The organism is Borreliella japonica, from assembly GCF_900099615.1.
GTDB lineage: Bacteria > Spirochaetota > Spirochaetia > Borreliales > Borreliaceae > Borreliella > Borreliella japonica.
Genome location: NZ_FMTE01000002.1, coordinates 135,400 through 158,943, shown reverse-complemented (window position 1 = coordinate 158,943; position 23,544 = coordinate 135,400). Strand labels below are relative to the sequence as shown.

The 23,544-nt window shown below is 28.9% G+C and carries 20 protein-coding genes, 2 tRNA genes and 1 other RNA gene; 21 read left to right on the top strand and 2 right to left on the bottom strand.

What is annotated here, in order from left to right; all coding sequences use genetic code 11:
• The first annotated feature begins 4 nt into the window (after positions 1 to 4).
• From BLO14_RS00710 to BLO14_RS00630, 17 genes are all read left to right on the top strand, one after another.
• Positions 5 to 328: a hypothetical protein gene (locus tag BLO14_RS00710; RefSeq protein ID WP_091971763.1), complete on the top strand. Its 324-nt coding sequence runs from the start codon at positions 5 to 7 to the stop codon at positions 326 to 328.
• A gap of 88 nt (positions 329 to 416) precedes the next feature.
• Positions 417 to 490: transfer RNA gene (locus BLO14_RS00705), tRNA-Thr, on the top strand.
• A gap of 5 nt (positions 491 to 495) precedes the next feature.
• Positions 496 to 577, top strand: a tRNA-Tyr gene (locus BLO14_RS00700).
• 163 nt (positions 578 to 740) lie between these two features.
• On the top strand, positions 741 to 1,772 hold the full coding sequence (gene mltG, locus BLO14_RS00695) for an endolytic transglycosylase MltG (RefSeq protein ID WP_091971761.1): 1,032 nt from the start codon (positions 741 to 743) through the stop codon (positions 1,770 to 1,772).
• Positions 1,773 to 1,775: 3 nt separating this feature from the next.
• A complete protein-coding gene (gene dnaG / locus BLO14_RS00690) occupies positions 1,776 to 3,557 on the top strand; it encodes a DNA primase (protein WP_091971759.1) in 1,782 nt (593 codons plus the stop codon).
• Positions 3,558 to 3,560: 3 nt separating this feature from the next.
• The gene (gene rpoD, locus BLO14_RS00685; protein ID WP_091971757.1) at positions 3,561 to 5,456 is read left to right on the top strand and encodes an RNA polymerase sigma factor RpoD; all 1,896 of its coding nucleotides are present in this window, start codon (positions 3,561 to 3,563) and stop codon (positions 5,454 to 5,456) included.
• A 13-nt stretch (positions 5,457 to 5,469) separates the two neighbouring features.
• A complete protein-coding gene (locus BLO14_RS00680; RefSeq protein ID WP_091971755.1) occupies positions 5,470 to 6,228 on the top strand; it encodes a zinc ribbon domain-containing protein in 759 nt (252 codons plus the stop codon).
• A 26-nt stretch (positions 6,229 to 6,254) separates the two neighbouring features.
• Positions 6,255 to 6,609, top strand: an RNA gene (gene rnpB / locus BLO14_RS00675) — RNase P RNA component class A.
• Positions 6,610 to 6,633: 24 nt separating this feature from the next.
• Positions 6,634 to 7,602 carry a tetratricopeptide repeat protein gene (locus tag BLO14_RS00670; RefSeq protein WP_091971753.1) on the top strand — a complete coding sequence of 323 codons (969 nt, stop codon included), beginning with the start codon at positions 6,634 to 6,636 and terminating at the stop codon, positions 7,600 to 7,602.
• Between the two features lie 10 nt (positions 7,603 to 7,612).
• Complete coding sequence (locus BLO14_RS00665; protein ID WP_091972276.1) at positions 7,613 to 8,662, top strand: rod shape-determining protein; 1,050 nt, start codon at positions 7,613 to 7,615, stop codon at positions 8,660 to 8,662.
• Positions 8,663 to 8,665: 3 nt separating this feature from the next.
• A complete protein-coding gene (mreC, locus tag BLO14_RS00660) occupies positions 8,666 to 9,511 on the top strand; it encodes a rod shape-determining protein MreC (RefSeq protein ID WP_091971751.1) in 846 nt (281 codons plus the stop codon).
• Entirely contained in the window at positions 9,511 to 9,993 is a 483-nt protein-coding gene (gene mreD, locus BLO14_RS00655; RefSeq protein ID WP_091971749.1) for a rod shape-determining protein MreD, read from the top strand. The genes mreC and mreD overlap by 1 nt, the downstream gene beginning before the upstream one ends.
• The gene (mrdA, locus tag BLO14_RS00650; RefSeq protein ID WP_091971747.1) at positions 9,993 to 11,792 is read left to right on the top strand and encodes a penicillin-binding protein 2; all 1,800 of its coding nucleotides are present in this window, start codon (positions 9,993 to 9,995) and stop codon (positions 11,790 to 11,792) included. Before mreD ends, mrdA begins: the two co-directional genes overlap by 1 nt.
• 4 nt (positions 11,793 to 11,796) lie before the next feature.
• Complete coding sequence (gene rodA / locus BLO14_RS00645; protein WP_091971745.1) at positions 11,797 to 13,113, top strand: rod shape-determining protein RodA; 1,317 nt, start codon at positions 11,797 to 11,799, stop codon at positions 13,111 to 13,113.
• 178 nt (positions 13,114 to 13,291) lie between these two features.
• Complete coding sequence (gene thrS, locus BLO14_RS00640; protein WP_091971743.1) at positions 13,292 to 15,037, top strand: threonine--tRNA ligase; 1,746 nt, start codon at positions 13,292 to 13,294, stop codon at positions 15,035 to 15,037.
• A gap of 4 nt (positions 15,038 to 15,041) precedes the next feature.
• Positions 15,042 to 15,671: a CDP-diacylglycerol--glycerol-3-phosphate 3-phosphatidyltransferase gene (pgsA, locus tag BLO14_RS00635; RefSeq protein WP_091971741.1), complete on the top strand. Its 630-nt coding sequence runs from the start codon at positions 15,042 to 15,044 to the stop codon at positions 15,669 to 15,671.
• Positions 15,658 to 17,103, top strand: a complete 1,446-nt coding sequence (locus BLO14_RS00630; protein WP_236736384.1) for a hypothetical protein — start codon at positions 15,658 to 15,660, stop codon at positions 17,101 to 17,103. The genes pgsA and BLO14_RS00630 overlap by 14 nt, the downstream gene beginning before the upstream one ends.
• Here BLO14_RS00630 and cyaB read toward each other — a convergent pair.
• Positions 17,077 to 17,610 carry a class IV adenylate cyclase gene (gene cyaB, locus BLO14_RS00625; RefSeq protein ID WP_091971739.1) on the bottom strand — a complete coding sequence of 178 codons (534 nt, stop codon included), beginning with the start codon at positions 17,608 to 17,610 and terminating at the stop codon, positions 17,077 to 17,079. The two genes, BLO14_RS00630 and cyaB, sit on opposite strands and share 27 nt — an antisense overlap.
• Before the next feature lie 96 nt (positions 17,611 to 17,706).
• Between cyaB and BLO14_RS00620 the strand changes: the two genes are divergently transcribed.
• Genes BLO14_RS00620 through BLO14_RS00605 form a run of 4 tightly spaced genes read left to right on the top strand, consistent with a single transcriptional unit; the run spans position 17,707 to position 22,175 of the window.
• A complete protein-coding gene (locus tag BLO14_RS00620) occupies positions 17,707 to 19,032 on the top strand; it encodes a TrkH family potassium uptake protein (RefSeq protein ID WP_091971735.1) in 1,326 nt (441 codons plus the stop codon).
• 5 nt (positions 19,033 to 19,037) lie between these two features.
• Positions 19,038 to 19,820, top strand: coding sequence for a potassium channel family protein (locus tag BLO14_RS00615; RefSeq protein WP_091972272.1), 783 nt, complete (start codon positions 19,038 to 19,040; stop codon positions 19,818 to 19,820).
• Between the two features lie 9 nt (positions 19,821 to 19,829).
• Positions 19,830 to 20,801 carry a MinD/ParA family protein gene (locus BLO14_RS00610; RefSeq protein ID WP_091971733.1) on the top strand — a complete coding sequence of 324 codons (972 nt, stop codon included), beginning with the start codon at positions 19,830 to 19,832 and terminating at the stop codon, positions 20,799 to 20,801.
• Positions 20,802 to 20,831: 30 nt separating this feature from the next.
• Positions 20,832 to 22,175 carry an ATP-dependent 6-phosphofructokinase gene (locus BLO14_RS00605; RefSeq protein WP_091971731.1) on the top strand — a complete coding sequence of 448 codons (1,344 nt, stop codon included), beginning with the start codon at positions 20,832 to 20,834 and terminating at the stop codon, positions 22,173 to 22,175.
• Positions 22,176 to 22,201: 26 nt separating this feature from the next.
• Here BLO14_RS00605 and BLO14_RS00600 read toward each other — a convergent pair whose 3' ends face one another.
• Entirely contained in the window at positions 22,202 to 23,533 is a 1,332-nt protein-coding gene (locus BLO14_RS00600) for a CoA-disulfide reductase (RefSeq protein ID WP_091971729.1), read from the bottom strand.
• Between the last annotated feature and the right edge of the window lie 11 nt (positions 23,534 to 23,544).

The following is a 23,544-nucleotide window of genomic DNA, read 5'->3' as shown; positions in this document are numbered from 1 at the left end:
TTTGATGAGAGCTTTTAAAGTAAAAAATCTAAGATATTTTTCAAATTTTATTAGAATCTTGGTTATTGTGTTGTTTTTAAATTCTTTATTGAGTTTATTCGTTTTTTTAGCCGGTTCTTACAATATTTTTGTTTACAATTTTCAGAAATTTTATCTTGATCTTACTATTATTTTAAGCTCTGTTTCTTTTGGGCTTGAATCTACTAGGCTGATATTTTTTTATTTATTGAGAAATAAAAAAATTAATTATTATTTAATTTTAATTTTTAGTTTTATGATTTTTTTTTGTGCTCTTGTTTTTAAAATTTTTCTTTCTGGCAACAAATAGATTGATAAGAAGATAGCATTAATTGTTTGTTATTATTCTATTGACTAATAATTTTTATTTTTATAAACTAACTATTAGTTTGTTATTTGCCGACTTAGCTCAGCTGGCCAGAGCAGCGGTCTTGTAAACCGCAGGTCGTCGGTTCGACTCCGACAGTCGGCTTTTAAGGGGCGGTACCGAAGTGGTTAACCGGGGCAGACTGTAAATCTGTTGGCTTTGCCTACGTGGGTTCGAATCCCACCCTCCCCAATTTAGCAAAAATAAGTGAATGTCTTTTTCTATTTTTTTGATTGCGATCTTTTAAATGTGCTATACCATTTCGTTATGATGCTTGTATTTTTATCTATTTGGTAAAGTTTTTATTGATAACTAGGAGTAATTAGAAATACTTTTGTTTGGCTAGGAGATTCTTGTGCTTATTAAAGTTGGGAAAGTATTTATTTTTTTGTTCTTTTTAGGATCTGTTTTGTCAATTTTTATATATTTTTTAAATCTATCTTCTTTAGCAAATGGCTTAGTGTATGAATTTGATGTTGAGAAAGGTTGGGGAGTTAAAAGAATAGCCAAAGAATTGAAAAAACAAAGATTAATTAAATCCGAATTATTTCTTGTTTTTATTTCGTATATTTTTGGTAGTGACAAACAATTTAAAGAAGGAAGATATTTAATCAATAGTAATCTTTCCACATTTGAAATGTATAAAGAATTTTTAAGGGGATCTTCTAGCGTAAATATTGATGTTACAATACCTGAAGGGTATACTAGCAGAAGAATTGCTTTTAAGCTTAAAGAACTTGCTATCATCGATGATGTTCAAGATTTTATTGGTTTAGTCAACAAAAAATCGTTTATTTATGAGCTTGGGTTTGATTATGACTCTCTTGAAGGATTTTTATTTCCAGATACTTATAAATTTTATAAGGGCATAGAAATAAAGAATGTTGTTCGTATGTTTGTTGTTAATTTTTTGAATAAGCTTAAATCTATAGGTGTTGTTTTTAGCGATTATTCAAGTAAGGAGCTTTACAATAAAGTAATAATAGCATCTATTGTTGAGCGTGAGTATAGGGTTAAAAGTGAAGCCCCAATAATGTCTTCGGTTTTTTATAACAGAATAAAATCTGGCATGGCATTACAATCTTGTGCTACTATTGAATATGTTATTACAGAAGAGTTAGGACGAAGTCATCCTAAAAGGATTTATTTTTCAGATTTAGAGATAGATTCTCCTTACAATACATATGTTAATAAAGGATATCCCCCTACTCCAATTTCAAATGCTGGTATTATTTCGCTGCAAGCAGCTTTTTTCCCCAAAAATACACAATATTTATTTTTTGTGGTAAAAGACCCCAAGTTGGGTACACATAAATTTTCATCAGATTATTCTTCACATCTTTTAGGAGCAAAAGATTATATTAAAAATTTTATTACTAAGGATTAAAGTATGGAGCATCTACAAACTGCAGCTTCAATTAAAGCTAAATTTGATATTGTAGCTATTGTGGAACAGTATATTAAGCTTGTTAAATCGGGCTCTAATTATAAAGGGCTTTGTCCTTTTCATGCTGAGAAAACCCCCTCTTTTTTTGTAAATCCTTTGCAAGGATATTTTTATTGTTTTGGATGTAAAAAGGGTGGAGATGTTATTGGATTTTTAATGGATATGGAAAAAATCAATTACAATGATGCTATTAAGATTTTGTGTGAAAAATCTGGTATTTATTATAATGATTTAAAAATAAGTTCAGAAAGTGAAAAAAAAAATGAAAATAAAGACATAGTTTTAAAAATTTACTCTTTGAATTCTAGATTAATCAATACTATTAAATTTTTTTTGAATAAAAACAAAAAAGCCTTAGATTATGTTTTAAAGAGTAGATCAATATCTAAGGAAGTTGTTGATTTATTTGAACTTGGTTATTTGCCATCTAATGTTAAAGATGGTTTGGAGCTTTATGATTTTTTACTCTCAAAAGGATACTCTTCTGAAATACTGAAAAAAAGTGGTTTATTTTCAAAAACAAATCCCAAAGCTTCCATTTTATCTCAAAGATTAATTTTTCCAATTAAAGATTTTAAAGGAAATGTTGTTGGTTTTGGGGGTCGAGATTTAGATGGAAAAGGTTCTAAGTATATTAATTTAAGTGAGACTGAAGTTTTTAAAAAAAAGGAACTTCTTTATGGATTTTATGAAGGGTTTGATGAGATTAAGTCTACAAAGTCAGTTATATTAGTAGAAGGATATATAGATGTTCTTGCTTTTTTTACATCTGGGATCAAGAGAGCCGTATCTACTCTTGGTACTTCTTTTTCAAAAGAACATCTGGCTTTGATTCAAAGATATGCTGATGAGATAATATTTTCTTTTGATGGCGATGATGCTGGACTTTCTGCAACTTTAAAGGCTTATCAAATTTGTTTGCCATTTAATATCAATGTTGGTGTTGTTAAAATGGATTTTGGTCGTGATCCTGCAGATATTATCAAAGACGAAGGTGTAGGTTCTTTGCAGAAAATTTTAAATAATAGGTGCGATGTTTTTGACTATCTTTTAGATGTTTATTCTAATAAATATGATTTAAATAAAACTGTAGATTTAAATGCTATGATTAATTTATTTTTAGGTTTGATAAATTTATCAAAAGTGGATACTCAGAAAAAAATTTTTTTAGATAAGCTAAGCAATAAATTTGGTATTGGTGTGTCAACTTTATTAAAAGATTATTATAGGATAAAAGAAAGATTTGTAGTTGACAATAATAAAAGAAATTTGTATGCTCATAATGATGATTCTTATGAGAGGTATTTAATAGCAGCTTTGTTGAAAAATTTTAGTTATTTTGGCATAATAAGGCGCAATATTATTGATAGTGATTTAATCGATATCAATGCCAGAAAAATTTTTATTTGCTTTGAGAACTTATTTGAAAATAATGAAGACTTTTCAGTAATGGATTTAAAAAAAAAATTAAAGGATAGCTATAAAGTTAGTGAATTTTTTTTTGAAGAAATTTTAAATTCTGAATTTGAAGTAGATGATGAGACGCTCATTCATACTTTACTTGCAATCAAGAGAAGAAAATTAGATTTTCGTGTTTTACTTTGCAAAAAAAGATGTGATGGGGATTCTTTGGTAAATGCTAGGATTCAAATAAATGAGTTAATGTTTTTAAATATGCAGAGAAAAAATTTAAAAATTTACACGGATAATGTTCCAGGGAGTTAGGTTTTGTCGGATTTGGAAAAGAAATATTCGAAGCTGATAGATGGTATTATTACTCATTTGGGAAATAGAAAATCTCTTAGTTTTAGTGAATTATCAAGTTTACTTCCCGATGACATATTAGAGCCAGAGATTCTTGATTATATTTGCTCAATACTTGATGATAGAGGAATAAGGTTGGTTAATAAAATTTCAGAATTAGATCTGGTCGATCCTGAAGATGGAAATGATGAAGAAGAGGTGGAGATTGAATCTGATAGAAATTTTATGATCTTAGATGATGGTTTTCAAAATGGTGCAGGAGGGGATATTGATATTGATGTTAAGCTTGATGATTGTGACGAAGAAGATATTTCTGTTAAGGATTATTTAGGCTCAGGGTATATTAAAAGCAATGTCTTGAAAGATAATCACTCAGAAGATCCAATAAAGCTTTATTTAAAAGAAATAGGAAAAGAGTTTTTATTAACAGGAAATCAAGAAGTTGAACTTGCAAAGCAAATGGATTCTGGAGAGAGCATAATTGAGAATATTCTTAAGAATGAAGGACTTGTTATAGAAAACTATTATAATCTTGTTAATACCATTTATTCAAGAATGGAAAGGGAAGAGTTTTTTAAAAGAGAAAAAGATAAGGATAAAGAGAGTAACCCAGATTATTATAATAAAAAAAAAAGAATTGCCTCTTTTTACAAAATTCCTTTAAAACCAATTCAAGATCGTTTAATAAGTTATGTAGATAATAAGCATAGGGTGTATGAGCTTGGGGGTGATATTTTTGAAAAGAATTTAAAAAGAGAGAGATTGGCCTTAAAAGAGCTTTTACAAGACATTCCTTTATATCAAGATGAACTAAGGATTTTTTCAGATGATTATATTGACTCTGCTAACAAAATAAAGGATTTGCAAAGACAGCAAAGAATAATTCTAAACAGGTTGAAAATTGAGAAAATAAGAGACTTAAGGGTGCTTGGAAGAGATTTGACTATTGCTGAGAAAAGAATAGAGATAGAAAAATCTCTTAAACTTAAAGAAGATGCTATTAAAGAGCAAATTACAGAGGCTCAACTTGCTCAAAAAGAACTTGAGAGAATTGAAATGTATTATGAATATCCGATGGATAAAATAATAAGCATGTCAGAAGAGATTGCTAAAGGAAAACAAATGATGCAGCATGCTAAAGATCAGTTGATTAAGGCTAATTTAAGGCTTGTTGTAAGCATTGCTAAGAAATATGCAAATAGAGGTCTTCATTTTTTTGATCTTGTTCAAGAAGGTAATATTGGATTAATTAAAGCTGTTGAAAAGTTTGAGTACAAAAGAGGTTTTAAGTTTTCAACTTATGCTACCTGGTGGATTAGACAAGCCATAACAAGATCTATTTCTGATCAAGCTCGCACAATTAGAGTTCCTGTACATATGATTGAACAAATAAATAGGCTTAATAGAGAAACTAGATATTTAATTCAAGTTTTAGGAAAAGATCCCACGGATGAAGAGCTCTCAGACAGACTTGGATGGGAACTTAAAAAGGTTAAAACTGTGAAAAGTGTTTCAAGAGAGCCCGTTTCTCTTGAAACACCAATTGGAGAAGAGGAAGATTCTGTTCTTAGTGATTTTATTGAGGACAAAGCAATAAAAAATCCCGCAAATCACACATCCTTTGTAGTTTTGCAAGATCAAATAAGAGCAATTCTTGGAACTCTTCCTGAAAGAGAGCAAGAAGTTGTAAAAATGAGATTTGGACTTGAAGATGGTTATTCTTTAACTCTTGAAGAGGTTGGGCTTCATTTTAATGTTACAAGAGAAAGAATTAGGCAAATTGAATCTAAGGCATTAAGGCGACTTAAAAATCCCAAAAAAACTCAAAAATTAAAAGATTATCTTGAGGATTTAAATTGAACATGGAGGATTAATGGAGAACAATATTGATACATTAAAAAAACTTGAGGTTATATATAAATCTAAGTTTGAGCTTGAAGAAAGGCGAAAGAGTATTCCCAAGTATTTGGAGATGAAAAAAATTCAAATTGAAGAATTATCGAAAGTTCTTATTGATTTGCAACAGAAGTTTAAAGAATATCAAAAAGAAGATTCTGCTTTAAAGTTAGATATTCAAGATATTAATTCAAGAAAGAGTAAGGCCGAAGAAAAAATTGATAGCATTAAAACTCAAAGAGAATATGAAGCTCTTGAAAAAGAACTTCAGATTATTATTGACGATGAAGTTACAATTAGAAAAAAGATGACACATATTAATGGACTTAAAGCCAAAATAGAAAAGGAAATATTAGATGTTAACGAGAGGCATAGCAAAGAAGAAGAATGTTTTAGATCTGAAAGCAATATTTTAGAGCTGGAGCTTTTAGAAATTAAAGAGAAACTTTTAGAAATAGAGAGTGAAGAGATAAATTGTGCTTCTAAAATGAATGAGGATTTTTTATTTAAATTTCAAAGAATAATAAGAAATAAATCAAACGGAGTTGTGCCTTTGATTAACAATGTTTGCAAAGGTTGTCATATGATACTTCCTGTTGAATTCGCAAATAAAGTAAGACGCGAGCCCAATGATATTAAATTTTGTCCTTATTGCAGTAGAATACTCTATTATCAGGATAAAATTCAAATGAGTGATGAAATAATTCCTGGTAGCTTAGCGGATCTTGTTGAATAAAATTTATTAATTTGATACTTTTTATTTAAGCTGACAGTCAGCCATCGCTTGGTTTTATAATAATTAAAGCTTAAGAGGAAAGTCCGAGCTCCAATAAGAACATAATGCTAGGTAATGCCTAGGGGTTTTAAACCTAAGAAAGTGTCGCAGAAAATTACCGCCAATAAAAGGTAAGGGTGAAAAGGTGAGGTAAGAGCTTACCGCTTATTTAGTAATAAATACAGGCAAGATAAACCTCATTAGGAGCAAGATCAAGTATGTAAGTTTCCTTTGTTCTTGAGGATATGCTTACGGGTAGATCGCATGATTTTTTTAGCGATAAAAAAACAAGAGAGATGATGGCATAGTACAGAACTCGGCTTATGGGTGTCAGCTTAATTTTATAAGTCTAAAAGAGAGTTTTAAATGGAAATAAGATATTTAAGATATATTTTTTATTCATTTATGATTTTCATTTTTATTTTTCTAATCTATTACATTTTATCATATTTTAAATCTTTTCCCAATTCTTATTTAAAAGCAGGGCCAACAGAGGTTGATTTGCTTTTGTTGTGGGATAAAAAAGAATATAAAGAAATAATAGATTATGCTGAAAATGATATTAAAAATCGTAGATTTGATTTTAATTTAAATTTGCTTTTGGGATTTTCATACTTTTATTATTCTTTAATAGTAAATGAAGGGTATTTAAAAGGAGAATTTTTAGATAAATCCATAGAAAGGTTAAGATTTTTAATTTCTATAAATGATGGGGTCTCTATAGGTCCTTTGTATTATGTATTAGGAAAGGCATATTCTCATAAAGGGGAGTTTTATAGTGAACTTGCTGTAAAATTTTTAAAGAAGGCCTTAAGTATTGGTAATTTTGATTTCATGAACATCAAAGAGGATATTTTTGAATATTTGGGGTATTCTTATCAGCTTTTAAGAGATTACAAGTCTAGTTTAAAGTTTTTTGAAAAAGCTTATAATGAAAATAAATCTGATTTAGTGCTTTGGAGTTTAGCTTATGTTAATTATAAGTTGAACGATATAAACAAAAGCATTGAGTATATAGAAAAAATAATAGAAGAAGAAAAAGTAAAATTGTCAAAGGGTGAAAAAACAGATGAAAATTTAATTCAAAAAGTATATTTGCTTTATGGAGACATTCTATTAGATAAGGGTGATTATGACAATGCTTTTAATTACTATAATAAAGTTCTAGAAATTAATAGTTCAAATTCTAGCGTTTATGTTAAAATAGGAGATATATATAGGAGGAAAGATAAAGATTATCCTAAAGCTAGAAAATACTGGAGAGAAGCTCTTAATCTTAATCCTTATTTAGAAGCAGCAAGAGAGAGGCTTGGAATTACTTTGGAAGACTTTTAGGGAGGTTGATTTGAATTTGTTTAAGTCTTTTTTAATAGATATTGGCATTGATCTTGGAACATGTAATACGTTGGTTTATATTAAGGATTATGGTGTGGTTATGAGTGAGCCTTCTGTTGTTGCAATAGATATTGCTAAGGGTAATAAAGTTGTTGCGGTTGGCCGAAATGCTAAAAAAATGCTTTGGAAAACCCCGGAAAATATTAAAGCTGTGCGTCCACTTAGAGATGGAGTTATTGCTGATATTGAGAATACAGAGAAGATGATTAAATATTTTATTAATCAAATTTTTTCTCGTAAAAAATTGTTTTTTAAGCCAAGAATGGTAATAGGTGTTCCAACTTGCATTACAGAGGTTGAAAGAAGAGCTGTAAAAGAGAGTGCAATGAATGCTGGGGCAAGAGAGGTTAAGGTAATAGAAGAATCTCTAGCAGCTGCTATTGGGTCTGACATTCCTATTTTTGAACCTACAGGCCACATGGTATGCGACATTGGAGGCGGAACTACAGAAATATCGGTTATTTCTCTTGGCGGTATGGTTGTAAGTAGAGCGATTAGGACTGGTGGGGATGAGTTTGATGAGAGCATAATAAAATATATGAGAAATTCTCACAATATTATAATTGGTCAACAGACAGCAGAAAAATTGAAAATTAAAATAGGAAATGTATACCCTGATATTCAAAATTTAAGGGTAGAAAAAATAGATATTAAGGGTACAGATGCTGTAACTGGCCTTCCTAGAAAGCAACTTGTTGATTCTATGGAAGTAAGAGAGTCTTTACAAGAGCCTATTAATGTTGTTGTAGATGAAGTTAAGCGCACTCTTGGCGCAACGCCTCCGGAGCTTGCTACAGATATTGTTGAGCGTGGCATCATTTTAACGGGGGGGGGAGCTCTTCTTAAAGGTTTGAATAGGCTTCTTTCAAAAGAGACTGGAGTTCCTGTTTATGTTGCAGACAATCCGCTTCTCTCTGTAGCTGTTGGTGCTGGATTGTTTTATGATTATGCTAATAGAATAGATATTAGTAAGAATATTTATAGTTTTATCAATGAATAATTTATGAATTTTCTTGTCAAATTCAAGAATTTTATCAAAGTGTTTTTAGTATTGATAGTTTCTCTTGTTTTTATGATTTATGATTCAAGCAGTATTCAAAGGAGAAGACCTGATAGTTTTTTGTTTTTTACTCTTAATTCTTATATTCAAAGTAGAATGCACGGGATTTTTAGTTTTATTTCCAATGTTTTTAAAACTGTAAATGAATACAAGAATTATAAGGATAAGATAGAATTTTATAAAAAAAGGATACAACAGCTTGAAATAGTAACTCAGAATATACAGTCGTTAAGGCAAGAGAATGTTCGCCTTAAAGAGCAATTAAATTTTTATTTGTCAAGTTCTAGTGATTTTATTTCGGCAGAGGTTATATATCTAAATTATTCAAATATATCAACATTAATGGCTATTAATAAAGGATTTAATGATGGGATAGAAAAGGATATGATAGCGGTTGCATATCAAGATGGATTTAGTGGCCTTGTAGGCAAAGTTGTAAAGGTTTATTCTAATACCGCTAAAATTTTGCCTTTGACTAATTATGAAAATTTTGTGTCGGCAAGAATTCAAAGTAGTAGGTTTATAGGTCTTATAGAAGGCAATGGTTATGGTAAAAAACTTGAAATGAATTACGTTAATAAACTTGCTGAAAAAGATTTAAAGATAGGCGATTCTATTGTTACTGCTGGGTTTAGTGAATATCCAATTGGCATTTATATTGGAAAGATTACAAATTTTCATATTCTTGATTACAATTCTCTTTTAAAAATAGAAGTAGAGCCGGCGATAGTTTTAGATAAGCTTGAATATGTTTTTCTTATTAAAAACAACAAAGAGATTAGTGAATAATGACAGCATTTTTTACATATTTTATTTCTAGTGCATTTTTAGGTAAAATTTTTCAATACTATTTTGCAACTTATTTTTATTTTTCAATAGATATTTTTTTGATTTTTCTAGTTTTTAATTCTTTAAATTTTATTTTTAATGTGGGGTTATTATCTAGTATTTTATATGGTCTTCTTATGGATTATTTTACAGGATTGCCACTTGGATTTTTTGTTTTTGGGTATACGCTAATATTTTATTTTAACAATAAAATAAAGCTATTAATGCCTAAAAATATGCTCAGCATGACAATATTTTTTATTCTTTCAAAGATTATATTGTGGTTTTTGGCTATTGTATTTTATGATTTTATAGATTTAAAATCTTTTAATTATTCGATTTTTAATCTTGATCTCGTTGTAAATATAATGTTTATTAACTTTTTATATCCAATCCAAAGTTATTTTACTAGAAATTTTTATTCTTTTAAAGAGGATTATTAGTGGGTGTTATAAAAAATTTTAGATACAAGTTTGGCATATTATTTTTAATAATAATTATAGTGCTTTATTTAGCAATTTTATTTCAAATGCAAATTGGTAAGCATTTATTTTATGATAGAGAAGCTAATGTTTTTTTGTCAAGATTGGAAAAAATCAATGCATCAAGGGGTGAAATCTTAGATTCTAATTCCAATATTTTGGCAAATAATTTAACTATGTTTATTTTAAAGATAAGTTTGCAACAGTATTATAATATGCCTGTTGCTACTAGAATTGAGATGATAGATTTTTTGTCAAGTACTCTAGATATTGATAAATCGGTTATTTTGTCTAAGCTTCAAGAGCCTGGTGGGTATCTCAAAGATGTTGAAATAATTGAACTTACTCCAAAAATGTTGTTTAAAATTTCTGAAAAAAAGTTTTATTATCCCGCTCTTTTATGGACCTATTCTTTTAAGCGCAACTATTTAGTTGATGATTCATATTCGCATTCAATCGGTTATGTTGGGCAAATAAATCAAAGAGAACTTAGAACTTTTTATAATGTTAGTGGGTACGATAATACTTCTACGATTGGAAAGTTGGGCATTGAGCAGGTTTATGATAATTATATTAGAGGGCAAGAGGGATTAATTAAATACAAAGTGGATTCTAAAGAGAGAAGAATAGACGACGGTTCTATTATAAGGAATATGGTCCCAGGTAATGATGTTGTACTTAATATTAACAAAGATATTCAAGATCTTGCTAAGAATGCTTTGGGTAAAAGGTATGGTGCTATTGTTGTATTAAAACCATCAACAGGTGCTGTTCTTGCTCTTCATAATTATCCTTATTATTCTATGACAGATGTTTACAATAAATATAATAAGGAAGATTACTCTTTTTTGAATAAAGCGATTCAATCTGTTTATCCGCCAGCTTCTATTTTTAAATTAGTTGTTGCTGCTGCTATTCTTGAGGAGAGAGTTATAGATAAAGATCGTAAAATTTATTGTCCTGGATATTTTAAAGTTGGAAATAGAATTTTTCATTGTTGGAAGCCCGGTGGTCATGGATACGTCAATTTAGAAGAGGCGATTGCACATTCTTCTAATGTTTATTTTTATACACTCGGACTTAAGTATCTTGGGGTTGATAGAATTAAAAAATATGCAAAAGAATTTGGTTTTGGAGAAAAAACGGGAATTGATTTGCCAAATGAAGTGTCTGGTCTTCTTCCTAGTCCTGAGTGGAAAGAAAAAACTTTTAATCAGTCTTGGGTAGGAGGAGATACTGTAAATTTTTCAATAGGTCAAGGGTTTTTGAATGCTACTCCCATGCAGATTGTTAATATGGTTGCTATGATTGCAAACGAAGGTGTTGTGTATAAGCCTAGAATTGTAAATAAAATTTTAAAGGGCGGTACGAATGAAATTCTTCTTGAGAATAAGCCAGAAATATTAAGAAAGACAAATCTTATTAGCAAGAATACATTTAAGCTTCTAAAAAAATATATGAGAAGTGTTGTAACTTATGGTACAGCAAAATATGCAGTTATTACTAAAGCTGTTAAGGTTGGGGGTAAAACAGGTACTGGTCAAACTGGCATAGATGGTTTTGAAAATAGTTCTTTTATAGGGCTTGCTCCTTATAATGGTTCATCTGATGATCAAATTATTGTTTTTAGTTTGGTTGAGGCAAAGAGCAATGTGGATTGGTGGCCTGCAAAATCTACGGATTTAATAATGCAAGGTATTTTCGCAAATCAAAGTTATGAAGATATTCTTAAAGGTTATAAGCCATGGTATATTAGGTAGGTTAATGGCTTTCAGGAAAAATTATGATTATTCAGCTTTGATAAGCTTACTTATAGTTTCTTTTGTTGGTATATTGTTGATTTATTCTAGCGATTATAATATTAATGGGTCTTTAACCAAGAATGAATATATAAAACAAACCTTTTGGGTAATTATTGGATTTTTTCTAATTTTTATGGTAGGTAAATATGATTTAAAATTTATTTATAGCATGGTATATCCTTTGTATTTTTTATTAATATTGGCTTTAATTTTTACGGCATTTTTTGGAATGACCGTAAATGGAGCAAAATCTTGGATTGGTATATGGCAACTTGGAGGACAGCCTTCTGAATTTGGTAAAGTTGTTATTATTTTAACCCTTTCAAAGTTCTATACTGAAAAAAAAGGTTATAATGAATTTTTTATCTTTATTGCTGCATTTTTGTTGATTTTTCCATCGGTAATTCTTATATTGTTGCAGCCTGATTTTGGTACAGCGATAGTATATTTAACCATTTTTATATTTATTTCTTTTTTTGCAGGAATAGATTTACATTATGTTTTAGCGTTTGCGTTGATAGGGTTTTTTTCTTTTGTTTTTGCCATTTTACCAGTTTGGTATGAATATAAAGTGAATATGGGTAATGTATTTTATCTTATTTTATCAAATCCTTTCTATTTTAAAGTAATGATAGGTGTGTTGCTTTTAATACTTTTGATTTCTGTTTTAGGATTTTTTATTGCTAAATATGGTTTGAGTATTAAAATAATTTATTTTTATGTATTTTTTGCAAGTTCTATTTTATTGGTTTCAATAGTGTTTTCAAAAGTTCTTTCAAAGTTAATGAAGACTTATCAGATTAAGCGGTTTTTAGTATTCTTAGATCCGGCTATTGATGCTAAGGGTGCTGGTTGGAATTTAAATCAAGTTAAAATAGCAATTGGTTCTGGTGGTCTTTTGGGTAAAGGATTTTTAAAGGGGCCTTATACTCATGCTAATTATGTGCCATCTCAGAGTACAGATTTTATATTTTCCATTCTTGCTGAAGAATTTGGATTTTTAGGTGTTAGTACGATTTTAATATTATTTTTTTTCCTTTTTTTTAAATTTTTGATAATAATGAATAAAAGTCAAGATAGATATATGGCTTTAGTAATATCTGGAATTTTGGGGCTTTTGTTTTTTCATACTTCTTTTAATGTTGGAATGTCTTTAGGTGTTCTTCCTATTACTGGGATTCCTTTCCCTTTTCTCTCTTACGGAGGTTCTTCTACTATTACATTTTTTTTAGCAATGTCTTTTTATTTCAATATTGAATCAATAGTTGCTATGGATTGATAATTTATTTTTAATTTTTTTGTTTTATTATCTCTATTTTTTTAGAAAATTTTTTTGTATATTTTAATTTAGTAATTATAAATATTTGAGGTGCGTATTTTTTCGTAAAAATGATGAATGTAAATTTTAATTTTTTAATAAAATTTTTAATGAAAATAGAAAGATTAAAGGTACTTTTGTGAGTAAAGATTTAGATAAAGAAGATATTCTTTACAAAAAAAGACATTCAATAGCCCATGTTATGGCGGAAGCTGTGCGCGATTTATTTCCAAATACTAAAATCGCAATAGGTCCCCCTATTAAAGATGGTTTTTATTATGATTTTGAATTTGAAAAGCAAATTACAGAAGATTCTCTTTTAGATATAGAAAATAGGATGAAGGAGATTTTAAAGACTGGGAGTTTTTTTGAAAAAGAGATAATAAGCGTAGAACAGGCTCTTGAAATTTTTAAAGATGAACCTTATAAGATTGATTTGATTAAAAATTTTGATTTACAAAATGAAATTTCTATTTATAAGAGTCATAATTTTATCGATCTTTGTAGGGGACCTCATGTTGAGAGTATGAATAAAATTGATCCAAAAGCATTTAAGCTTACTAGTATTGCTGGGGCTTATTGGCGAGGTAATGAAAAAAATAAAATGCTGACTAGAATTTATGGAACTTTATGGAATAATGAAAAAGAGTTAAAATCTTATCTTAATTTGAGAGAGGAAATAAAAAAAAGAGACCATAGAAAGCTTGGAAAAGAGCTAGATTTATTTTCTATTCATGAGGAGATTGGCCCAGGACTTATTTTTTTTCATCCCAATGGGGCCAAAATAAGAGCTTTAATAGAGGATTTTTGGAGAGAAGAGCACTCTAAAAATGGGTATGATATTCTTTTTACTCCTCATATTGGTAAATCTTGGCTTTGGCAAACTTCTGGGCATTTAGATTTTTATAAGGATAGCATGTTTGAAAAAATAGAAATGGATAAAAGTGATTATTATCTTAAGCCCATGAATTGTCCTTTTCATATTGCAATTTACAATACAGGTAAGTATTCCTATAGAGATTTACCATTTAGATGGGCGGAACTTGGTACTGTATATCGTTATGAAAAGATAGGTGCTTTGCACGGTATGATGAGGGCTAGAGGTTTTACCCAAGATGATGCTCATATTATATGTACTAATTCTCAAGTTGTAGATGAGATTAAAGAAGTTCTTAGATTTGCTATTTATATATGGAATAAATTTGGATTTAGCAATTTAAAGGCATATCTTTCTACAAAGCCTGAAAAGTCTGTTGGGAATGATGCTGACTGGGAAATGTCTTTAAAGGTTCTTGAAGAGACTTTAAGTGATTTTAAAGTTCCTTATGAAATTGATAAAGGGGGAGGCGCTTTTTATGGGCCTAAGATTGATCTTAAGATAGTTGATTCGCTTGAGAGAGAGTGGCAGATGAGTACAATTCAATTTGATTTTAATCTCCCTGAGAGATTTAATATGACTTATACTGCTGAGGATGGCAAAGAAAAAAGACCATTTATGATTCATAGAGCTTTGTTGGGATCTATTGAGAGATTTTTTGGAATTCTTGTAGAGCATTATGGTGGAGCATTTCCTTTATGGTTGTCTCCTGTTCAAGTGGTAATCATTCCTGTTAATAATGTTGTGGGAGATTATGCTATTAAGGTTTTTAATAAATTTAAAAATGAGGGAATTAGAATAAAGCTTGATAATAGTTCTTCAAGAATGAATGCTAAAATTAGGGAATATCAGACTAAAAAAATACCTTATATGTTTATAATTGGCGAGAGAGAAGCAACAGAAGAAAGAATATCTATTAGAACAAGAACAAATGAACAAATAAATGGAATTAAACTTGATGAAGCTCTTAAATTTATTTTATTAAAAATAAGAGATAAGGAGATTTGATAAATTGAATAATTTAATCAAGATTATTACTCCTAATAAAATAACATTAGTCAGGATTATACTTTCCTTTATTATATTAATTTTATTTTTTTTGGAAAATATATTTTTTCCATATTTGTTTTTTGGAATTATTTGGGTTTTAATCATTTTTAATGAATTTACTGACTTTATTGATGGGTATCTTGCAAGAAAGTGCGGTCTTGTTAGCAATGTGGGTAAAATTTTAGATCCTTATGCAGATGTTTTGCAGCATTTAACGTATTTTGTTTTTTTCTTTTACAAAGGCATAACCCCTTATTATTTTTTTGTAATATTTATTTATCGTGAAATTTCTATTGGTTTTGTTAGAAATTTGATTATTCAGTTTAATATAGTTCAACAAGCTAATTTTTTGGGAAAATTAAAATCAATTCTTTATGCTTTTTGTACTTTTGCAAGTCTTTTGTTTTATACTTTAAATCAGCTCAACTTTACAGAATCGACTCAAAATTTTATTAGCTATATTTTAAATTTTGAATTTAAATTTTTATTTATTGTTCAAACAATGTATATTTGTGCTGCTTTTTTTGCAATTTTATCATTTTTAGACTATGTGTTAGTATTCTTGAATGTAAAAAAATATGAAAAAAAATAAGGCATTAATTTTGCTATTTTTATTTACAAAACTTTCTTCCATTCAGGCTCAAGTAAGTCAAATATTAACGGAAATTAGTCCTTTGAGCATTTTAAGCAAAAATGGAAAAGAAAGCGTTTATTTAAAAGTCAGCAAATCTTCTGATTATATTTTAACTTTAGATAAGAGTTCAAATTCCGATTTTGTTTTTAAAATTTATGATATTTCTAATAAAAAGTACATAACTGATAAAGTAAAAAGAAGAGATTTTAAAATAAGATTAGATAAAAATTCTCTTTATGCAATAATATACGTTGGTACTAAAAACGAAAATATAAAGTTTTCGCTTACAGATTTAGATTTTTCAATTTTAAATAGTGATTCCCTGAAAGCTAAAACATCTAAGATTGAAAAAGAAGATTTATTTTTCACCTTAAAAGATTTGCCTGTTTTAAATTTGACCACCAAGCTTAAAAAGTATGTATTAAGAATTTATAAAAGCAATATTTATATTGCTTATCAGTTAGAAAATAGCGATGACATTAAAGTTGCTGAATTTATTGAGGGTGTTGGTTGGTTTAATCTTGATTCATCTGTTAATGGAAATATTATCAATATAGTTAATTTTGATTTTTCAATTAATTCAAAAGGAAATTTATATATTGCTTTTGTTACAAAATCTGGGGTTGATTTTGCTAGTGAGCTTGTAGTTAAAAAATTTAATAGTAGAAAATGGATTGATATTAGTCCTGGATACATAGAAAATTTTGGGTATTTATTAAATATTAGTATTGATTTAAAGGATAGGTTGTATTTGGCCTATTTAAGGGAAATTGGAGGTGAATATAAAATCAATTTAATCTCAAATATGGGCTATGGAAGCATTTGGACCGATGTAATACATTCTTATTTAAGCAAAGGTGATTCTAATGTTAATTCATCAAACATTGGACTAATATCTGAGCCTTTTTTAGGTATTTTTTATAATTATAAGTCAAATAATGAGATTAAATCTGAATTTATTGTAAACAATGAGAATGCTTGGGTGAATGCGAATATTCCTTCTGTTTATATGGCTAATTTTATTAAAGGTTTTTTTGATTCTAATTTTAATCAAATAATTATGAGTTTTGTTTCTGAAAATAGACCTATTGTAAATATTTGTCCTTTTAAAAGCAATAGATGGATTAATATAAGTCCGAATGTTGAAATGGAAGGTTTAAGTATTGATATTGGGCTTTATAAGAATAATTTGTTTTTAGCTTTTGAAGACAATAATAATGTGAGATTAATTTATTTTAAGAATAAAAATTGGTACTTTTTAAATAAGTCGGAGCATTTTAAGAGTAATGTTATTCATCCTCAGATTGGAATTTATGGCAATAAAGGACTTGTAGTATCTACTTTAAGTTCTAGTTCTAATGAATTATTTTTTACCTTGGTTTGCCAATGAAAGTAATTCAAAGTAAGGTCTAGTTTCAAGGTTTTCTTTTAATCCAAATTGATTGATTATACTGTCAATTTCTTTTTTTGCCAAATCTGTATCATTTTGATTGTTGGTTATTTTTTCTATTTCTAAAAAAAATCCAAGATTTTTTATTTCGTTTATCTCTACATTTAAATTATTAGTTTGGTAAATTAAACTTTTTTTTATCTTTTTGTATAGCTTTTTAAATTTAAGCTCCTTCATAAGGATTAAAAAATTGTTAACATTATCTATTTTGAATTCTACTTCTTTATTAATTTCTATAGTATTGCTGTTGTCTAATATTTTTTTTTTAAATGTGACAATTTTTTCTAGAGTATTTAATTTTCTTATTCTTATGATTTTTTTGTGGTTTGAGTAATAAATGTCAGTTTTTATTTCTTCTTTAATAAACTTGAATTTTTCGTTTGCTAGCTTAATAATTCTTTTTAATTCTTTTGGGGGAATAAATGATTTTGATTCTATCTCGAACATATATTAAAAATAATGTAATTATGATAATATTTCAATGTTAAAATATTATGCCATATAAGATGGATTTTTAATAATTTAAACAACTTTTTGTATGATATGTTGAAATTTGAATTTAGCGACAGATTTTTACTTTTTAGTTATTTTGTTTTAATTATGCTTATAGGCTCTCTTTTGTTAATGCTGCCTATTTCTTGGGAAGGTGATGACAAATTAGCATACATTGATGCTCTTTTTACTGCTGTTTCTGCTGTAAGTATTACAGGTCTTTTAACGGTTAAAATAGAAAGTTTTTCTACTTTTGGATTTATTTTAATAATGTTGCTAGTCCAGCTTGGGGGACTAGGATTTATAAGTATTACTACTTTTTATTTGCTTATACCTAAAAAGAAAATGAATTTAACAGATGCAAGAATAATAAAGCAGTATTCTCTTTCAAATATAGAATATAATCCTATTAGAATTTTAAAAAGTATCTTGTTTATAACTTTTTCAATTGAAATGATAGGATTAATATTAATACTTGTTTGTTTTAAACTTAGGGGAGTTAATATTTCATTCTTAGAGGCTTTGTTTACGACAATTTCTGCTTTTTGCAATGCGGGTTTTTCCATGCATTCTGAGAGTATTTATGCATGGCGAGATGTTCCTGAAGCTATAGTTGTGGTTTCTATTTTAATAATTTGTGGTGGACTTGGGTTTATGGTCTATAGAGATGTAAATAATACTATTAAGAACAAAAAAAAACTATCACTTCATGCTAAAATAGTTTTTTCTTTAAGTTTTGTTTTAATTGTAAGTGGTGCAATTTTATTCTTTTTTACAGAGATGCATAAGTTAAAAGATGGTTATTCAATAGGTACTCTAATATTTAATTCAATTTTTTATTCGATTAGTACGAGAACAGCTGGTTTTAATTATCTTGATAATTCTTTGATAAGCGGAAGAACTCAAATAGTTTCTCTGCCATTCATGTTTATTGGTGGAGCACCCGGATCAACTGCAGGGGGAATCAAGATTACAACATTTTTTTTAATTGTATTGGCCGTTTTTAAAAATCAAAACGGCAATGGATATATTATTGGGTCTTACAAAGTTTCAATAGATAGTATAAGATTTGCACTTTTATTTTTTGCAAGAGCTATTTTTATTTTAAGTTTTTCTTTTTTTATGCTTCTTTTTTTTGAGGGAGGGGGATCTGGCAATTGGAAGGTTATTGATTTGGGTTATGAAGTATTTTCTGCTTTTGGAACAGTTGGTCTTTCGGTTGGAGTAACTCAGGATTTGTCATTTTGGGGCAAAGTCATTATAATTTTTACTATGTTTGCAGGAAGAATAGGGCTTTTTTCAATGGCTGTTTTTGTTTCAAAAAAGTCACGTTTTGAAGAATTTACAAGACCAAGGCAGGATATTTTGGTTGGTTGAATCATATGAAAACATTTGTTATTATTGGACTTAGTAATTTAGGAATTCACTTGCTTGAAGATTTAAGCAGGCTTGATTGTCAAATTATTATCATAGATACATCTAAGGAGCTTATTGAAGAATATGATGTGATATCGACAGAAAGCTTTGTTGTTGAACAATTCACTAAAAATGCTTTGAAAAGGATAATTCCTGTAGATACAGATGCTGTTGTGATTGATTTTGATGATGATCTTGGCAAAAGTGCTCTTGTAACTCACTATTGTAATCTTTTGGGTTTAAAGGAAATATGCGTTAAGACAGAAAATAGAGATGACGCTGAAATATTAAAAACTCTTGGTGCAACAAAAATTATATTTCCAAGTAAAGATGCTGCAAGAAGATTAACCCCATTATTGGTGTCTCCTAATCTTTCAACTTATAATATTATTGGCTATGATATTATTGTTGCTGAAACTGTTATTCCTAAAGAATATGTCGGGAAAACTCTTTTTGAGGCTGATCTTAGAAGAGAATGTGGGATTACAGTTATTGCTGTTAGGAATTTAAGTAATTCCAGATATGAATTTGTTGATGGCGATTATTTTTTTTTAAAAGATGATAAAATTGTGATTTGTGGGAAACCAGATAGTATTGAAAATTTTACAAACAATAAAGATTTAATTAAAGATTTAATTTCGGTTTCCAAAGAGGATGAAAATTTAAATAAAGATTCTGAAAAGAAATCCAGATTTGTAGGAATTTTTAATTTTATGAAGATTTTTCAAAAAGATCGTAAGGATAATTAGGATTTAAGAATGACTAAAATTATTCCTGTGGCAAGTGGTAAAGGTGGTGTTGGAAAAACATCTTTTGTTGCAAATGTTGGTTATAAGCTTTCTAGTTTAGGTAAAACTGTAATACTTGTTGACCTTGATCTTGGGGGTTCTAATTTACATACGTGTTTGGGTGTTAAAAATAAGGGTGTGGGCATTGGTTCTTTTATTAATAAGAAGGATAGAAGTTTTTCAGATTTAGTATGCAAAACGTCTTATGATAGACTTTACCTTATTCCAGGCGATGCTCTTTATACAGGTACAGCCAATCTTCCTTTTTCTGTTAAGAAAAAGATTATAGAATCTATTCAAAAAGATCTTATTGCTGATTTTATTTTTTTAGATTTAGGATCTGGAACTTCTTATAATACAATAGATTTTTATTTAGCATCTTATAGTGGTATAATTGTTACAATACCAGAAACACCTTCTATACTTAATGCTTATTCTTTTTTAAAGAATGCTCTTTATCGTCTTTTATATTTGGGTTTTCCTCAAAAAAGTCCTGAGCGCGATTATATTGGTAATTTTTTTAAAGATAAGATTGAAGGGACAAAATTTGGGTTTAAAGATTTGGTTGTTGGGATTGAACTTATTTCTTTGAGTTCTTCTTTGAAAGTTAAGAAGATGATGAATAATTTTTATCCTAGAGTGGTGTTGAATAGAATAGAAACTAGTGAAGAGATTGCTATGTGTGAAAATTTGATTAATGTTGTTAAGAATAATATTAATATACCAATAGAGTTTATAGGTTTTGTGCCTTTTGCAAAAAGTTTTAGAGAGGCTATTAATAATAGAGTGCCATTTGTTGATTTTGATAAGAATTCAAAGTTGAATAAATATTTTGAATTTATAGCTGGCAATTTAATTAAATCTTCTGTTGAAGGGTCGCCTTATATTTATGATGACATATACGATATGATTAAAGATCAAAGTCAATTTATTAGAAAGTAATTGGACTATAATGCTATAAAGGAGTATTTGGTGTATAGAATTAAAAATGAAAATTTAGATTTTAAAATAGATAGTTTGGGAGAATGCAAGCAAAATAATCCTTTGATTGATTTTTATGCTAGCGAGGGTTCTTCGCATTTTGTTGATGAAAAAAATAAAATTAAGTTTAGTGTATATAGAAATGAAGATAAGGGAGATAGGTATGAAGATGTCCTTTTAGAAAAAGCTGGACCTAGGGAAAAAATTTATTTTGTGCCCAGACATGTTAAAGCTGCTATTACTACTTGTGGTGGACTTTGTCCTGGCTTTAACGACGTTATTCGTTCTATTGTGCGAACTTTATGGAAAATTTATGGGGTTAGAAATATTTATGGGGTAAAGTTTGGATATCAAGGGCTTCTTCCTGAGTCAAATTCACCTTTTATTAATCTTAATCCAGATGTTGTCGATGATATTAATAAATTTGGAGGCACTATTCTCGGCTCTTCAAGGGGTGGTATTAAGCCTGTAGAAATAGTTGATACTTTGGAGAGAATGAACATTAATATGATTTTTAATATTGGTGGAGATGGAACTCAAAAGGGGTCTCTTCTTATTGCTGAGGAAATAGAAAAAAGAAATTTAAAAATATCAGTTGTTGGTATTCCTAAAACTGTAGATAATGACTTTATGTTTGTTCAAAAATCTTTTGGATTTGAGACTGCTGTAGAACAAGCGGTTGCAGCTGTTGCTGGCGCTCATTTTGAAGCTAATAGTGCTTATAATGGCATTGGACTTGTTAAAGTTATGGGACGGGATTCTGGCTTTATTGCTGCTCATACTGCGCTTTCTTCTAATGATGTTAATTTTTGTTTAATTCCAGAGCTTGATTTTGATATAGAAGGTCCTAATGGATTTCTTGTTCATCTTGAAAGACGGCTTTTAGAGAAAGAAAGCTTAGAAGAAATTCCTCATGCAGTGATATTGATAGCAGAAGGAGCAGGGCAAAAATATTTTAATCATGTTCCTCGCAAGAAAGACGATTCTGGAAACTTGCTTTATGAGGATATTGGACTTTATATTAAAGATAAAATTACAGAATATTTTAAAGCAAAAAATATACAATTTACTCTTAAATACATAGATCCTAGCTATATTATTAGAAGTTCGCCTGCTAATGCTAGTGATTCGCTTTATTGTGCTAGACTTGGGTCGAATGCTGTGCATGCTGCAATGTCTGGTAAGACAAAAATGTTGATTAGTTTGTGGAGTACGAAATTTGTGCATATACCAATTAAGATGGCAGTAATTGACAGAAATAAGGTTAATCCAAATGGTTCTTTTTGGAGAGATGTTCTTTCAAGCACAGGACAACCGATTAGCATGAAGAACTAAATCAATTTTAATTGATTTAGTTCTTTTTATTTGGCAGCATTACCAGCAATATTTAATATATCCCAGGTTCTTGAGAATGGTGGAGAATATGAGAAGTCCATCATTCCCAATTCTTTTGTTGTAAGTTTTGAATAGATTGCAATTGATAAAGCATGGATTCTTATTGCGGCTCCATCTTTTCCTATTGATTGTGCTCCAAGTATTGTTTTGGTATTCTCCTCATAAATTAATTTAATATAAAGATCTTCTTGACCCGGATAATAATTTGTATGATTTTTATCCTTTACAAAAATCGTTTTATATTTTATTTGAAGCTTTTTTGCATCTTTTTCTGTAAGCCCTGTTCTTGCAGCTTCTAAAGATAGTATCTTGATTGAAGCTGAGCCCAATGTACCTTCAAATGGAACATGATTCCCAGCTAAATTTTCACCGACTATTCTTCCAAGTTTGTTGGCTGTTGTTGCTAGAGGTATGTATTCATTTTTTTTACTTACTATGTTATAAATAGTTGCACAATCTCCTGCAGAAAAAATGTTTTTTATGCTGGTTTCACCATATGCATTTACAATTATTGCTCCATTTGGAGTAGTTTTAAGCTGATTTTCTAAAAATTCAGTAGCAGGTTTTATCCCAGTAGCAAGTATAACAACATCAGCTTGATAAGTATTTTTGTTTGTTACGACTCCTTCTACCTTTTTTTCTCCTATTAAACTTTTTACAAATTCACTTGTATGAAGATTAATCCCCTTTTTTATTAATTCTTCTTCCATTATTTTAATTATTTCTTCGTCAAAGGAATCTGTGAGGATGTGTTTATCTAGTTGAATTAATCTTACATTTTTTCTTTTATTTTTTGCTGCTTCTATCATTTCAATTCCAATATATCCAGCACCAATTATCACTATATTTTTAATCTCTTCTTTATCCATTAATTTTTTTATTTTTTGACCGTCTTCTAAATTTCTTAATGTATAAAAATTTTTTAGATTAATATTATTGATTGCAGGAATAATGGGTTTTGCACCAGTTGCTATCATGAGTTTGTCGTAGGTATTATTAAAAATGCTTCCCGTTTTTTGATTTTTTATTATAATTGTATTGCTTTTTGTATCTACTTTGATGACTTCATGGTTAGTTTTAACAGAGATTCCAGTTTTTTCAAATTCTTCTTGTGTTCTTGAGATCATTGTATTTGGATTGTCAAAAAATCCCCCTATAAAATAAGGCAGGCCACAAGCCCCAAAGGATACAATATTTGTTTTTTCATAGATAGTAATGTCTAGTTTTTTGTTTAAGCGTTTTGCTTTAGCTGCAGCACTAGTTCCTGCTGATGTGCCTCCAATAATTATTATTTTCATGATCGTTTTTC

Excerpts from the sequence above, each read along its gene's own strand:
- BLO14_RS00620 (WP_091971735.1), top strand. The coding sequence starts at position 17,707 with ATGTTGAAATTTGAATTTAGCGACAGATTTTTACTTTTTAGTTATTTT.
- rodA (WP_091971745.1), top strand. The coding sequence starts at position 11,797 with ATGGCTTTCAGGAAAAATTATGATTATTCAGCTTTGATAAGCTTACTT.
- BLO14_RS00670 (WP_091971753.1), top strand. The coding sequence starts at position 6,634 with ATGGAAATAAGATATTTAAGATATATTTTTTATTCATTTATGATTTTC.
- mreC (WP_091971751.1), top strand. The coding sequence starts at position 8,666 with ATGAATTTTCTTGTCAAATTCAAGAATTTTATCAAAGTGTTTTTAGTA.
- dnaG (WP_091971759.1), top strand. The coding sequence starts at position 1,776 with ATGGAGCATCTACAAACTGCAGCTTCAATTAAAGCTAAATTTGATATT.
- BLO14_RS00630 (WP_236736384.1), top strand. The coding sequence starts at position 15,658 with ATGAAAAAAAATAAGGCATTAATTTTGCTATTTTTATTTACAAAACTT.
- cyaB (WP_091971739.1), bottom strand. The coding sequence starts at position 17,610 with ATGTTCGAGATAGAATCAAAATCATTTATTCCCCCAAAAGAATTAAAA.
- BLO14_RS00710 (WP_091971763.1), top strand. The coding sequence starts at position 5 with ATGAGAGCTTTTAAAGTAAAAAATCTAAGATATTTTTCAAATTTTATT.
- mreD (WP_091971749.1), top strand. The coding sequence starts at position 9,511 with ATGACAGCATTTTTTACATATTTTATTTCTAGTGCATTTTTAGGTAAA.
- BLO14_RS00610 (WP_091971733.1), top strand. The coding sequence starts at position 19,830 with ATGACTAAAATTATTCCTGTGGCAAGTGGTAAAGGTGGTGTTGGAAAA.
- BLO14_RS00680 (WP_091971755.1), top strand. The coding sequence starts at position 5,470 with ATGGAGAACAATATTGATACATTAAAAAAACTTGAGGTTATATATAAA.
- BLO14_RS00615 (WP_091972272.1), top strand. The coding sequence starts at position 19,038 with ATGAAAACATTTGTTATTATTGGACTTAGTAATTTAGGAATTCACTTG.
- BLO14_RS00600 (WP_091971729.1), bottom strand. The coding sequence starts at position 23,533 with ATGAAAATAATAATTATTGGAGGCACATCAGCAGGAACTAGTGCTGCA.